Here is a 13,038-nt window from a genome sequence, read left to right on the forward strand (position 1 = left end):
AACCGAAGGTCAGCGTAGCGAAAAGTGGGGACCGGTTTTCGGGTGAGATCATGCCGACTGAGAAGAGTAACGCAACGATGCCGCAGCCGGTCAGACTGCTCAGCGTCGGCGCCTTCACCCTCGACACGATCCTTCGCGTCGAAACGCTGCCCGCGCATCAAGGCAAATTCATCGCCAGCGACGGCGTCCAGATCGCTTCCGGCATGGCGACGAGCGCCGCCTGCGCCGCACATCGCCTTGGCGCCGAGGTCTCGCTTTGGGCAAGCACGGGCGACGATCCGGTCGGCGACCAGCTTATCGCCGACATTCAGGCCGAAGGCGTCGACTGCAGCCTTATCCGCCGTGTTCCCGGCGCGCGATCGGCGCTGGCCGCGATCCTGGTGGATGCGCATGGCGAGCGCGTCATCGTCCCCTTCTATGACAAAAAGGCGCAAGCCGATCCCGAGGCGCTGCCGCTCGCCGACCTCTCCGCCTTCGACGCCGTGCTGGTGGATGTCCGCTGGCCGGGCGCCGCGGCGCTGGCTCTGGGCGCGGCCAGATCGACCGGCCGTCCGGCGATCCTGGACGCCGACACCGCGCCGATCGAGGTGCTGGAGCGGCTGTTGCCCTTGGCCTCGCACATCGTCGCTTCCGAACCGGCGGCGCGTATCGTCTGCGGCCACGCGCTCGACCCAGAAAGCGCCTGCGCCGACCTCGCCTCGCGCACCGATGCCTTTGTCGCGGTGACCGGCGGCGCGGCCGGCACTTGGTGGCACGACCGCGCGACTCGGCGCGTGCGCCATGTCGAGGCGCCGAAGGTCAAGGCGATCGACACGCTCGCCGCCGGCGACGTCTTCCACGGCGCCTTCGCCGTCGGCCTCGCCGAGGCCATGCCCATGGAGGAAGCCCTGCGCTTTGCCAGCGCCGCCGCGGCGCTCAAATGCCTGCGCTTCGGCGGCCGGCTGGGCGCGCCGGATCGGGCCGAAACGCTGGCCATGATGGCGGCGCACTGGCCGCCACCCCAGGGCTAGAACGCAATAGTATCTCGGCTATTTCCGCGAAATCGGCACAAACGCTGGGGTTGGCGTAAGCCGCTCAACCTCGTCATTCCAGGGCGGAGCAGCCGCGAAGCGGCGTCGCGGAGACCCTGGAATCCATTCCGTGACCTGAGCCATGGAATGCGGCGGAGCAGAATTCTGCACCGCGACAGCGCTCGGAAATCACGGAATGGATGCTCGGGTCTGCGCGCGTCGCTTCGCTCCTTGCTCAGCCCGTGGATGACGATCGCGATGGGCGTTTCGGCCAATCTCCAGCGCATGCGCCTGCCCAGGCTGACAGGTCAATCCACGCCAGAGAACGAGGGAAAAGCCTAAGGCTTGGCCGGGTGCTCGACCGCCTGGCGGCCAAAATCCGGCACATCGATATCCTGGCCGGCCTCGATGATCGAACGGCGGATTGCGCGGGTGCGGGTGAAGAGGTCGAACAGCTTCTCGCCGTCGCCCCAGCGGATCGCCCGCTGCAGTGAGGCCAGATCCTCCGAGAAACGCGCCAGCATCTCCAGGATCGCGTCCTTGTTGTGCAGGCACACGTCCCGCCACATGGTCGGGTCGGAGGCGGCAAGACGGGTGAAGTCGCGGAAGCCGGAAGCGGAATATTTGATGACTTCGCTCTTAGTCACCGCTTCGAGATCGTCCGCCGTGCCGACGATGTTGTAGGCGATGATATGCGGCAGATGCGAAACGATCGCGAGCGTCATGTCGTGGTGCTGCGGGTCCATCGTGTCGATGTTGGAGCCGCAGCGCCGCCAGAATTCCGAAAGCGTCTCGAGCGCCGCGGGATCGGTGCCCGGCAGCGGCGTGAAGATGCACCAGCGATTCTCGAAGAGATCGGCGAAGCCGGCATCGGGTCCGGACTTTTCCGTGCCGGCCAGCGGATGTCCGGGGATGAAGTGCACGCCTTCGGGCACATGCGGCTGCATTTGCGCGATGACGGAGGCTTTGGTCGAGCCGACATCGGTGAGGATGGCGCCCTTCTTCAGCGCAGGCGCGATCTCGGCCGCGACCTCGCCGGACGAGCCGACCGGAACCGAGACGATGACGAGATCGGCGTCACGCACCGCTTGGCTGGCGTCGGTGCTGTAAGAATCGCCAAGGCCAAACTCCTCGGCGCGTTTGAGCGTCGAAGCGCTGCGCGTCGCTATGGCGATATGGCGCGCCAGGCCCTCGCGGCGGATGACGCGGGCGAGCGACGAGCCGATAAGGCCGATGCCGACCAGCGCTATTTTCTCGAACATCGGTGATGCCATGGTGTCTAGCTTTTCAGGAAGGTCTTCAGCGCATCGATGACGCCGCGATTGGCTTCCTCGGTGCCGACGCTCATGCGCAGCGCATTGGGGAAGCCGTAGCCGGTGACGCGGCGCAGGATGTAGCCGCGCGCGCTCAGATAGTCGTCCGCGGCCGCCGCCGAATGTTTCTCGCCGTCGGGGAAATGGATCAGCACGAAATTGCCGACGCTCGGCGTGACGCGCAGGCCGAGCCCGGTCAGCTCGGCGCTGAGCCAGGCCAGCCATTTCTCGTTATGCGCCACGCTGCGCTCGATATGGGCGCGGTCGCGGATCGCGGCGATGCCGGCCTCGATCGCCGTAGCGTTGACGTTGAAAGGGCCGCGAACGCGGTTGATCGCATCGACGATATGCGCCGGCCCGTACATCCAGCCGATACGCGCGCCGCCGAGCCCGAGCTTGGAGAAGGTGCGGGTCATCACCACGTTCTCGGAACTGCCGGCGAGCTCGATGCCGGCCTCGTAGTCGTTGCGCCGCACATATTCGGCATAGGCCGCGTCGAGCACCAGGAGCACGTTCTTCGGCAATGCTGCGTGCAGCCGGCGCACTTCCTGGAACGGCACATAGGTGCCCGTCGGATTGTTGGGATTGGCGAGGAACACGATCCGCGTCGCCGGCGTCACTGCGGCCAAAATCGCGTCGATATCGGCGCGCTCCTCGGTCTCCTTCACCGCCACCGGCTTGGCGCCCGCCGCCTGGATATAGATTTTGTAGACCATGAAGGCGTGCTCGGTGAACACGGCCTCGTCGCCCGGCGCGAGATAGGTCTGCGCCAGGAGCCCCAGGATCTCGTCGGAGCCGTTGGAGCAGATGATGTTGGCCGGGTTGAGGCCATGCACCTCGGCGATCGCCTTGCGCAGCCGGCGGGCAGAGCCGTCGGGATAGACATCGAGCTTCGCCGCCACTTCGCGCGCGGCCTCGATCGCTTTCGGCGAGGGCCCGAGCGGATTTTCGTTCGCCGACAGCTTGTAGACTTTCGCCACGCCGGCCGGCGCGGTGCTTTTTCCCGGTACATAGGCCTCGATGTCCATGATGCCCGCGCGGGGCGTCGGACGGGGCTGATCCTGCTTCATGTCACAAATCCGTCGAGAAGGCCTTCAAGGCCGCAGCGGAAATACAGGCCACGGGCTGGAATGTCGAGTGCCGCCGGCTGGCACCCGTATCCGGTCGCGAGGAGGCCACCCGTTGACGAAGCGCGGCGCTGGTCCTAGAAGGATTGCCAGACTCCGTGGTGATTTGGCCGGTCGGCTTGCAGCCACGTTAAACAACTCGCTAAAGGGCCGTTTGCAACCTGTAACCGGCTTTGCGACGGCAATGCCGGTTTTTTATTGTCCGCTGCCGGCCGGACACCGCGTCGGGACGAAACCGATGCGGGACAGGATGAGGACGGACATGGCCGCTCAGCGTGCTGCAAGAACCAACGACGAGGCCGACCATCCGTCGAGCCCGGTGCTGCGGTTCGGCCCCGACAAGCCGCTGAAGCTCGACGCCGGCACCTTTCTTGCGCCCTTCCAGATTGCCTACCAGACCTATGGCACGCTCAACGACGCGCGTTCCAATGCCATCCTCGTCTGCCATGCGCTGACCGGCGACCAGCATGTCGCCAACACCAATCCGGTGACCGGCAAGCCGGGCTGGTGGGAAGTGCTGATCGGGCCCGGCAGGATCATCGATACCAACCGTTTCTTCGTCATCTGCTCCAATGTCGTCGGCGGCTGCCTCGGCTCGACTGGTCCGGCCTCCACAAACCCGGCGACCGGCAAGCCCTACGGGCTCGACCTGCCGATCATCACCATACGCGACATGGTGCGCGCGCAGACGATGCTGGTCGATCATTTCGGCATCGAGAAGCTGTTTTGCGTCCTTGGCGGCTCGATGGGCGGCATGCAGGTTCTGGAATGGGCGGCGAGCCATTCGGAGCGCGTGTTCTGCGTCCTGCCCATCGCCACCGGCGCCCGCCATTCCTCGCAGAACATCGCCTTCCATGAAGTCGGCCGGCAGGCCGTCATGGCCGATCCCGACTGGCATGGCGGCAAATATCTCGATTTCGGCAAGCGGCCGGAAAAAGGGCTCGCCGTCGCGCGCATGGCCGCTCATATCACCTACCTTTCGGAAGCCGCGCTCCACCGCAAGTTCGGCCGCAATTTGCAGGACCGCGAGGCGCTGACCTTCGGCTTCGACGCCGATTTCCAGATCGAGAGCTATCTGCGCCATCAGGGCATGACCTTCGTCGACCGCTTCGACGCCAATTCCTACCTCTATCTGACCCGCGCGATGGACTATTTCGATCTTGCCGCCGATCACGGCGGGCGCCTCGCCGACGCCTTCGCCGGCACCAAGACGCGTTTTTGCCTGGTCTCCTTCACCAGCGACTGGCTGTTCCCGACCGAGGAGAGCCGATCGATCGTGCATGCCTTGAACGCGGCGGGCGCTTCCGTATCCTTCGTCGAGATCGAAACCGATCGCGGCCACGACGCCTTCCTGCTCGACGAGCCGGAACTGTTCGCGGCCATCAACGGCTTCATCGCCTCCGCCGCCCGCGCCAGGGGGCTCAGCCTATGACCCCGAACCGAAGGTCAGCGAACGCAAAAAGTCGCCGACTTTTCGGACCGGAATCATGCGCTATGCAGGAGGCGAAGCCATGAGCGTCAATCGCGCCCAGCGTGTCGACCTCGAGGTCGTCACCGATCTCATCCCGGCCAATTCGCGCGTCCTCGATGTCGGCTCGGGCGACGGACTGCTTCTGGAACTCCTGCAGGAGACCAAGCAGGTCGACGGTCGCGGGCTGGAACTGTCGCAGCGCGGCGTCAACGAATGCGTGGCGCGCGGCCTTTCCGTCGTCCAGGGCGATGCCGACAAGGACCTCGAATTCTATCCCGACAAGGGCTTCGACTTCGTCGTGCTCTCACAGACCCTGCAGGCGACCCGCAACCCGAAGCTGGTGCTCGACGAGCTGCTTCGTATCGGCAACCGCGCCATCGTCTCCTTCCCCAATTTCGGCCACTGGCGCGTGCGCTTCTCGCTGTTGGTCAAGGGCAGGATGCCGGTCACCAAGGACCTGCCCTACTCCTGGTACGACACGCCCAACATCCATTTCTGCACCATCCGCGACTTCGTCAATCTGTGCGAGGAACTCGGCGCGACCGTGGAGAAGGCAACCGCGCTCGACGCCAACGGCCAGAAGATCGGCCTTTCGATGCCCTGGTGGTTCTGGAATTTTTTTGGTCAGCAGGCGGTGTTTTTGCTGAGGCGATGACGGTAGCTTTGGTCGAACCTTGTGTTTTCTGCGATTACGAGATGGGTGCGAACGGTGGCAATGGAACATCCAACCTATTCGATTGTGATTGAAATGGAAAATGCCAGATCCGTCGACTGGGACGAGATCGGTTTGGGATTGAAGGCCCTGGCGCGCGAGATCGCCGCTGTTTCCGCAAAAGGCTTTGCGCGACCGAAGGTTATCATCTCGCATGCCGGGTCAGACGCCGACGCCTCGATCCTGCAAAGCCACATTAAGGCCGAAGCGCCGCAGTTGGGCGAAGCCGCCGAGATGATCTTCGCCGCCTGCCCAGGTGGCCGGTATTACGAGCTCAAGAACAATGGCGTGCGTTTAGCCGAAGGGAACGCAGTCATTTTCACGGATTCCGACACGGTTACCGAGCAGGGTTGGCTCGCAGCTATGCTGACGCCCTTTCGCGATAACGAAACCGTCTGCGTCAACGGTCATACCTATCTTTGGTACGATGATTTCTCTTCGCGAACCTTCGCCTTGATCTGGTTCTTCCCGATGGCCCGTGGAGACAAGAGATTTGCGGCGAAGCGAGCCATCAATGCCAACAATGTCGCCTTCCGGCGCGACTGGATTTCCAGTCATCCCTTTCCGGAACACAATGGTTTCAAGGTGTCTTGCACGCTGTTGATGCATCAGCTTTGGCGCGAGGGCCACAAAATCGTCAATGTCGACGCGCGCGCTTACCACTACCCGCCGCGCGGTTTGCGTTTCTTCTGTTGGCGCGCTCTGGTGACTGGCAGGGATGCCGATCGGAAGTTCGTCGCGCTTCATGCCCCTAATCGCGCCCGGCGGATCGCCAAATCGTTCTCTCGCTGGGGAACGATGTCGTGGCGCACAACACGTCGCGTGATCGCTCATGCGCCACAGGCTGGCATGCCTTTCTGGCAGATTCCGTTTTCGCTGGCGCTCGGCCTAGCATTCTACACCCTTGCCTTTCTCGGCCATTTCGGCCTGGCTGCCGGCATCGTTCGCGACCAGATCGAGACCTTGCCCGATTATACCGGGCACAGCTAATTTAGGCAGTGCGCACGCCGTCGGCCGTTAAACCAAGCACATCCGTAGCCTTGTGCGGATGCTCGACGCCGTCGACGAAGATCACGTCGGACTGCGAGCTCTGGGTGCGCAGCGAAAGGATCGCCTGATAGGCCGGTGAATTGTACCAGTCCCGCATATGCTGCCTGCCGGGGAATTCGATGACGATCAGGTGCCCGGGCCAAGGGCAAAACCGTCCGTTGGTTCCTGTTGGCGGGCCGCCTAATCAACAGGAAGGCCAGTTGTGTTGCCATCAGACCGCAATGTTGCGGAAAAACCGCTAATTTCGGCATTTCTCGGCCGGCCTGGCGTGACACAAAGGGGGGTTTTTTTGTAGCGTCGGCCGCAAATCAGAGGTGGGACACGAAGATAGCCATCGGACCCATCCGACAAACGCTAGATCCGACCGGTGGTGGCAGCCCGATGTCGAGCCAGGACGTTCCGCTGATCTCAGTGATCACGCCAACCCATAACCGTCGCAGCCAGGTCGTGCGCGCGGTGGAAAGCGTTCTGGCGCAGACACTTACCCGCTTCGAGCACATTGTGGTCGACGACGGTTCGACCGACGGGACGGCCGCTGCGCTCGCCGAAATCCGCGACCCGAGGCTGATTTATGTCGGCGCCAAATGGCGCGGCGCAAATGCCGCGCGCAATGCGGGCATCGAGCGCGCGCGGGCGCGGGTCGTGACGTTTCTCGATTCGGACGATGTCTACCTGCCCGACCGGCTGGAACGGACGCTGGCGCGCTTCGACCAGAACTCCTCGCTCGAAGTCCTCATCAGCTCGTTCGTATCGCTGAAAGGCGGCCGCAGCACCAAATGCATCAATCGCGACGCCTTCCTCGACAAGAGCACGCTGCAGCGCGCCCTGGTCTCGCAGACCATCTTCATTGCCGGCTCGGCGATCACCGCAAGGCGCGAGTCGCTGCTCGCGATCGGCGGCTATGACAGCGACATCACGCGCATGCAGGATCGCGAATTGCTGCTGCGCTTTGCCCAACGCGGCGGCGCCTTGCTGTCCGAGGACATCGACTGGAAGAAGTACAATTCGGAGAATTCGATCTCAGGCCGCCGCGATGGCTATGTCGAGGCCTATGCCAGTCTGATCGACAAGCATCCTTATATCGCCGACCGCTATCCCGACGTTCCGCCTTACATGATAGCGCGCCAGATCATCGCCGATATCCTCAAGGGCAGGTTGCCGCAGGCGTTTTCGGGCTATCATGCCAACCGGGCGTCCAAGTCGCTCGGCTACTCGCCCGCCGAACTCTTGCGCGGCTATGTCGTCGGCCGCCGCTGGCGGCGCGACTGCTATGATGAGTTCCGCGCCAAATACGGCGCCCGGGCGGTCTGAGAACCCCACGACGGCTATCTGTCGAGTTCCGGGAAATAAGGATCGGAAAACCGCTGCCGCAGGCGCTCGCCCAGCAGGCAATCGACCGGCATCGCATCCTCGACGTGGAAGGATCTGGCGTTGGTCAGGCCGCTGACTTCCTGGACCAGCTTGCGGCGGACGGCGGTCGAGAATTCGGACGCCGCGTAGATCGGCAGCACGAACGAACCGGCTCCTCCGGTCACGCAGTCGGCGTAGTAGCGGTCGAGACGGCCGACACTCGGCGACGGACTGATCAGTATAGGCAGGCCGTTGATGACGACACCGCTGGCAACGGCGGCGTCACGGGCTGCGGTGACGGGCAGCCCGGTATTGTTGGGCCCGTCTCCCGATATGTCGATGACGCGGCGTGGCGCCGAAAAGCCGGTTCTCTCCAGGAGCCCGGCGCCGAAGCCGAGGGCGCCCGAGATCGAGGTGCCGCGGAAGCTGCGGAACGGCCGCGTGGCGATCTTGTCGGCGAAGGCGTTGGCGCTGTCCTCGCCGTCGATGATCTGCCGGGCAATGGCCCCGTCCTCGCGCACGACGCCCGCCCATTCGAAATAGGCGAGCGCTATGCGGCCATTTGGACCCGCGCGTACGGCGTTGATGAAGTCGGGATGGCGTAGCGCTTCGACATAGCCGGCGCGCTGCAGGGCGAGTTCACGCTGGTCCATCGACTGCGAGATGTCGACGGCAAGCACAAGTTCCACGTCCACCGGCGCGCCTTTGCCCGGCATCGGCAATGGCGCCGCCTCGGCGCAGGCAAGGCACACAAGCAGGCCGAGCATCGCAAGCATGGCAGCCTCGAACGACCCGGCGGATTTTCCCGGCGATCGCGGCGAAAATAAAGCTATTTCTTCCCCTGGCGGGCAGCGATGGGTGGCGGCTCGATCGCGCCGGCGCGGACACGGGCCGGCTTCAAAGCCGGTGCGCCGGTATCCTTCACGATATTCAGCGCGCGCGGGAAGAACTGGGTGTTGTGCTGGCCCCGCCCGATATTGATGATTGCGGTTTCGGGCAGGCGCTTCTGCAGCATGGCCAGCACCCGCCGCAACGTCGGCCCGTCGAACGCATCCAGGGCTTCGTCGATGATTACCCATTTCGGCTTGCGCAAGGCGAGCCTGGCGAAAGCCAGCGCCCGTTGTTCGTCATCGCCGAGTTCGCGTTCCCATCGCCTGGGACGATCAAGGGTGGTTGCCAGTGGATCGAGGCCGACCTCGCCAAGCACCGCCGCGATCTCGGCATCGCTGGCCGGGGCCTTGCCGTTCGGATGATCGAGCACCTCGCGCAGCGTGCCGGCCGGGAAATAGGGCACGCGCGGCACGAAGATGGGGGTCTCGCCAGCCGGCAGGCCGATCCGGCCGCTTCCCCACGGCCACAGGCCGGCAAGGGCGCGGAAGAACAATGTCTTGCCGGCGCCCGGCTCGCCGGTGATCATGACGCGCTCGCCGGCGTGGATTTCGACATCCGTCTGGGCAAGCTTGGTGCAGCCTTCCGGCGAAGCCACCTGAAGCGTGTCGAAGGTCAGGCTGCCATTGGCGTTTTCGCCGAACTGGATGTGTTTTTCCGTGTCATGCAGCGCGTCGGTTTCGGTGAGCGCGATGCGGAAATCGGCCACGCGCATCAGCGTCGCGCGCCAGTCGGCGATACTGCCGATGTTGTTGATGAACCAGCGCAGGGATGAATGAACCTGGTTGAAGGCGCCGACCGCCATCATCAACCCGCCGAATGAGATGTCGCCCGAGAAATAGACCGGCGACGCCACCAGGATGGGCGCCACCACCGTTATCCAGCCATAGGTGTCGGTCACCCAGGCCAGGTTGATCTGAGCGGTGAAGATGCGCCGCATGGCGCCCAGCACCGTGCCGAGATCGAGCTCGAGCCGGCGTCTGGCGTCGGGCTCGCCATGATAGAGCGCGATCGCATCGACATTCTCGTTGACCCGCACCATGGAGGAGCGCAGCTCCGCCTCGCGGGTGTAGCGCTCGCTGTTGAGGCCGATTAGCGGACGCCCGACCAGCCAGCTCAGCCACGAGGCGATGCCGGCATAGAGGAACGCGGCCCAGACCATGTAGCCCGGTATCTCCAGCGAACGGCCGCCGACATGGAACACGAAGCCGGAAGACAGCTCCCACAGCACGCCGATAAAGGAGACAAGCAGAATGAACGACTGCAGCAGGCCGACGCCCAGATCCGTCGACAGATCCGACAAATGAGCGGCATCTTGCTGCATGCGCTGGTCGGGATTGACGCCGATGGCGCCGGCATTGGCAAGCCGGAAGGCCCGCGCCGGGCGCATCCATTGATCGATCAGGTCGAGCGTCAGCGCCTCGCGCAGCCTCAGACGGATCATCTGGTTGAGCCAGGTCTGGCCGATATTGAGCACCAGAAGACCTCCGGCGATCATCGCAAAGACCAGAAGCTGGTGTAGGAAGGCCGTCATGTCGCGCCGGGCCAGCGCATCGTAGAAAGGCTGGTTCCAGCGATTGAGCAGGACCTGTCCGACCGAGGTTGCGACGATGACCGCGACGATACCGACGGAGACCCAGGCAAGTTGCCTGCGCACCGGCGAGGATTTCAGCCCCAGCTTGATCGTCGCCACCTGGTCGGCGAGGCTGCTCGCCTCCACCGAGACAACGGGTTTCTGCGGCCCCGGCTTTTTATTGGTCTGGTCGTCCATGAAGGATATTCCTGGTTTCCGCTGCGGTCATGAATACCGCGCCGAGCGAGCATGCCTTAGCTCGGGCATGCCTCAGATAGGGTGACGATTGCCGCGCGATGCAAGGCGCGGCGATCACGAACGCGTCACTTGGCCAGGCGCGGCGTCAGCCGCACGCCGGCCAAGCCGCGTTGCGCCCTGCGGCGAGAAGACCGGCACGAAGACGCGGCGAGAGGCACGCTGCGCGACCGGCACACCCTGGTAGAGCCGCTTCTGCGCCTCGACGACGATGACGCCGGAAAAGATCGGCCAGAACCGCCGGCCGGCCTTCTCCAGCACATTGTGGAAGCGCATCATGAAACGCCGCGGCGACGGCGGGAAGAACAGCGCATCGCTCCATGTCGCCGGGGTGAAATTCGCCTCGCGCAGCAGCTCGGTCAACTGGCCGCGCGAGAACGGCCGGCCGTTGCCGAAGGGCGTGTGCTCGAACCGCGCCCAGACGCCGCGCCGGTTGGGCACGACGATGACCACACGCCCGGCCGGCGACAGCACGCGCCAGATCTCGTTCAGCGTCTCGCGCGGATTTTCGGCATGTTCGAGCGAATGCACCAAAAGCACGCGGTCGATGCAGGAATCGACCAGCGGCAGTTCCTCGTCGAAGACCAGCGCCGTCGCCGTCGGCCCCGACACCGGCCACACCACCGCGCCTTGCGTTGCCGGCATGAAGGCGAAGACGCGCTCGGCATCGGTGCCGAAGCGTTCCAGCCATGGCAGCGCATAGCCGAGGCCGACCAGCCGCTCATTGGGAACGGTCGCCCATACGGACGACAGCGCCATGGTGATCGAATGCTCGGCCAGGCGCCCGAGCGTGGTCGAATAGAAGGAACGCAGGTCGACGATATCCGAATGCATGCGCGCGACGGTAGCCGCGAAGGGGCCCAAGTTCAATAAAGGCGGAAAGTTCAACGAAGGCGCCGAGTTCAACAAACCCGGATGACATCGGCGGCCGGCCGCCCTATGTCTGCGACGACAAAGGGAGACATGCGATGCCGGTCGAAATCGAGCAGTTCATGTGCCGCACCGACAATTTCGGCGTGCTGGTTCACGATCCGAAAAGCGGACAGACGGCGATCATCGACGCGCCGCAAGAAGCGCCGATCCTGGCGGCGGTCAAGCGCACCGGCTGGACGCCGACATTGATCCTCACCACGCACCATCATGCTGATCATGTCGAAGCCAATCTGGCGCTGAAGGAACGCTTCAAATTGCGCATCGTCGGCCCGGAAGCGGAGAAGGCGAAGATCCCCGGCATCGACGAGACGGTCAGCCAAGGCTCGGTCGTGCTCCTTGGCGAGGAACGAATCGAGGTCATCGAGACGCCCGGCCATACCGCCGGCCACGTCTCCTACTATCTGCCGGCGTCGAAAGTGGCCTTCACCGCCGATACGCTGTTTGCGCTGGGTTGCGGCCGCCTGTTCGAATGCAAGCCGCCGGTCATGTATGACTCTTTGAAGAAGCTGGCGGCGCTGCCGGCGCAAACCGCCATCTATTGCGGCCACGAATACACCTTGGCAAATGCCCGTTTCGCGGTGACGGTCGACCCGACCAACTCGGCGCTGAAGCAGCGCGCGGCGAGGATCGAAGCGCTGCGCGCCGACGACAAGCCGACATTGCCGACGACCATCGGAGAGGAACTGTCGACCAACCCGTTCCTGCGTTGGCACGACCCGGCGATCCGCAAGCATCTCGGCATGGAGAAAGCCTCGGACGCCGAGGTGTTTGCCGAGATCCGCAAGCGCAAAGACAATTTTTAGTTCCACCGCATGTCGACCAAAAGGCTCGACGTTCGTCGCAGCAAAGGCCGCCAATGACCAGCGCCGCCGAGATTATCGCAACGCTAGGCCTCGAGCCGCATCCCGAGGGCGGCTGGTACGCCGAGACCTTTCGCGACGCCGCGGGCGGCCCGCGCGGTCATTCGACCGCGATCTACTTCCTGCTCGAGCACGGCCAGCTTTCGGCCTGGCACCGGGTGAAGGACGCGGCCGAGGTCTGGCATTTTTATGCCGGAGCGCCACTGGCGCTGTCGATGCATGAGGAAGGCGCAGGCGCCGTCATCGAGCAGGTGCTTGGCACGGCCCTTACCGCCGGCGAGCGGCCGCAGATCGTCGTGCCGGCCGGCTGGTGGCAGTCGGCGCGCAGCCTCGGCGAATGGACGCTGGTCGGCTGCACCGTGGCGCCCGGTTTCGATTTCGCCGCTTTCGAGCTGGCCGAGCCGGGCTGGCAGCCGGCTAGAGCAATTCCAGGAAAAGTGTGAGCGGTTTTCCGTCCGGAATTGCGTAAAAAACAAAGAGATAGGGCGTTTCGTCG

12 protein-coding genes, 1 pseudogene and 1 riboswitch are annotated in these 13,038 nt (G+C 64.1%); of the genes and pseudogenes, 7 read left to right on the top strand and 6 right to left on the bottom strand.

What is annotated here, in order from left to right:
* The first annotated feature begins 77 nt into the window (after positions 1 to 77).
* Positions 78 to 1,010 (top strand): sugar kinase, encoded by a 933-nt coding sequence (locus LB529_RS15125; protein ID WP_224711581.1) that lies wholly within the window; start codon positions 78 to 80, stop codon positions 1,008 to 1,010.
* Between the two features lie 338 nt (positions 1,011 to 1,348).
* Here LB529_RS15125 and LB529_RS15130 read toward each other — a convergent pair whose 3' ends face one another.
* Both LB529_RS15130 and hisC read right to left on the bottom strand, forming a co-directional pair.
* Positions 1,349 to 2,284, bottom strand: a complete 936-nt coding sequence (locus LB529_RS15130; RefSeq protein ID WP_224711508.1) for a prephenate/arogenate dehydrogenase family protein — start codon at positions 2,282 to 2,284, stop codon at positions 1,349 to 1,351.
* Between the two features lie 5 nt (positions 2,285 to 2,289).
* Complete coding sequence (gene hisC / locus LB529_RS15135; RefSeq protein WP_224711509.1) at positions 2,290 to 3,393, bottom strand: histidinol-phosphate transaminase; 1,104 nt, start codon at positions 3,391 to 3,393, stop codon at positions 2,290 to 2,292.
* Between the two features lie 145 nt (positions 3,394 to 3,538).
* Positions 3,539 to 3,616, top strand: a riboswitch (SAM riboswitch).
* 96 nt (positions 3,617 to 3,712) lie between these two features.
* Between hisC and metX the strand changes: the two genes are divergently transcribed.
* From metX to LB529_RS15150, 3 genes are all read left to right on the top strand, one after another.
* Positions 3,713 to 4,882: a homoserine O-acetyltransferase MetX gene (gene metX / locus LB529_RS15140; RefSeq protein WP_095767562.1), complete on the top strand. Its 1,170-nt coding sequence runs from the start codon at positions 3,713 to 3,715 to the stop codon at positions 4,880 to 4,882.
* 79 nt (positions 4,883 to 4,961) lie between these two features.
* The gene (gene metW, locus LB529_RS15145) at positions 4,962 to 5,576 is read left to right on the top strand and encodes a methionine biosynthesis protein MetW (protein ID WP_095767561.1); all 615 of its coding nucleotides are present in this window, start codon (positions 4,962 to 4,964) and stop codon (positions 5,574 to 5,576) included.
* Positions 5,577 to 5,636: 60 nt separating this feature from the next.
* Positions 5,637 to 6,623 (top strand): glycosyltransferase, encoded by a 987-nt coding sequence (locus tag LB529_RS15150; RefSeq protein WP_224711510.1) that lies wholly within the window; start codon positions 5,637 to 5,639, stop codon positions 6,621 to 6,623.
* A gap of 1 nt (position 6,624) precedes the next feature.
* Here the strand turns inward: LB529_RS15150 and LB529_RS15155 are convergent.
* Positions 6,625 to 6,825, bottom strand: a pseudogene (locus LB529_RS15155) (DUF1330 domain-containing protein); the annotation flags it as partial.
* Between the two features lie 239 nt (positions 6,826 to 7,064).
* On the opposite strand from LB529_RS15155, the gene LB529_RS15160 reads away from it, so the two are divergent.
* The gene (locus LB529_RS15160; RefSeq protein ID WP_224636936.1) at positions 7,065 to 7,994 is read left to right on the top strand and encodes a glycosyltransferase family 2 protein; all 930 of its coding nucleotides are present in this window, start codon (positions 7,065 to 7,067) and stop codon (positions 7,992 to 7,994) included.
* 14 nt (positions 7,995 to 8,008) lie between these two features.
* On the opposite strand, the gene LB529_RS15165 is transcribed toward LB529_RS15160, so the two are convergent.
* The 3 genes from LB529_RS15165 to LB529_RS15175 all read right to left on the bottom strand — a co-directional run bounded on the left by LB529_RS15165 (position 8,009) and on the right by LB529_RS15175 (position 11,583).
* Complete coding sequence (locus tag LB529_RS15165; protein ID WP_224711511.1) at positions 8,009 to 8,809, bottom strand: DUF1194 domain-containing protein; 801 nt, start codon at positions 8,807 to 8,809, stop codon at positions 8,009 to 8,011.
* 53 nt (positions 8,810 to 8,862) lie between these two features.
* Positions 8,863 to 10,692, bottom strand: a complete 1,830-nt coding sequence (locus LB529_RS15170) for an ABC transporter ATP-binding protein/permease (protein WP_224711512.1) — start codon at positions 10,690 to 10,692, stop codon at positions 8,863 to 8,865.
* A gap of 114 nt (positions 10,693 to 10,806) precedes the next feature.
* On the bottom strand, positions 10,807 to 11,583 hold the full coding sequence (locus LB529_RS15175) for a class I SAM-dependent methyltransferase (RefSeq protein ID WP_095767455.1): 777 nt from the start codon (positions 11,581 to 11,583) through the stop codon (positions 10,807 to 10,809).
* 134 nt (positions 11,584 to 11,717) lie between these two features.
* On the opposite strand from LB529_RS15175, the gene gloB reads away from it, so the two are divergent.
* Complete coding sequence (gene gloB, locus LB529_RS15180) at positions 11,718 to 12,485, top strand: hydroxyacylglutathione hydrolase (RefSeq protein WP_224609418.1); 768 nt, start codon at positions 11,718 to 11,720, stop codon at positions 12,483 to 12,485.
* Positions 12,486 to 12,538: 53 nt separating this feature from the next.
* Complete coding sequence (locus tag LB529_RS15185; protein ID WP_224711513.1) at positions 12,539 to 12,985, top strand: cupin domain-containing protein; 447 nt, start codon at positions 12,539 to 12,541, stop codon at positions 12,983 to 12,985.
* The last annotated feature ends 53 nt before the right edge of the window (positions 12,986 to 13,038 follow it).

The organism is Mesorhizobium sp. CA5, from assembly GCF_020165105.1.
Lineage (GTDB): Bacteria > Pseudomonadota > Alphaproteobacteria > Rhizobiales > Rhizobiaceae > Mesorhizobium.